The sequence below is a fragment of the Vibrio sagamiensis NBRC 104589 genome (assembly GCF_007990935.1).
GTDB lineage: Bacteria > Pseudomonadota > Gammaproteobacteria > Enterobacterales > Vibrionaceae > Vibrio > Vibrio sagamiensis.
The window spans coordinates 1-549 of record NZ_BJXJ01000155.1; the positions used below are offsets into that span (position 1 = coordinate 1).

The window sequence follows — 549 nt, forward strand, 5'->3', positions numbered from 1 at the left end:
AATTTTTGCAACAAGTCCGTTATAGCTATAGAAAATCGTAAATATAGGGAAGGAATAAAATAAAAAGTAAAATGGAGGCAATTAAAGTAATATAACAACCAAACCAGACCCATCTTTTTTTAAAAAATGTATATAATAAGAAGATTACACTTAATATAAATGTAGCAATAAAAGCCCCTGGTAATGAAAAAAGATTACCAGAGTCAGAAAATGGGATATATATCACAGGATAAAAAGGGGAAAAGAGTAGAGATTTTTCTATTATTTTTCTCACAATTCAAATTCCATCTTCGTTATAAAAGGTTTATAAGCGTAACCTTTATAGTGTTGAAGTAAATACCAAGAACGAAAATCATCCATTTGTTCGTATTGCTGGATACCATCTTTTAGTGAGTGGTTAATGTCTTTAGAGTCCAAACCAAAATGATCTTGAACTTCGTACTTTAGAGTTCCCCTTACTTTAGTAGGGCTTGTTGCAACAACCTTGAACAAAGGCCAGTTTGATTTTTGATTGCGTCGTGATGAACCGAAGATGAGGGTGCAGGAGAG

At 32.6% G+C, this 549-nt stretch carries 1 protein-coding gene; it reads right to left on the reverse strand.

What is annotated here, in order from left to right:
• Nucleotides 1-270: 270 nt before the first annotated feature.
• Nucleotides 271-549 (reverse strand): DUF3289 family protein (locus VSA01S_RS19890; RefSeq protein WP_147052824.1); only part of this gene is annotated, 279 nt, incomplete at its 5' end.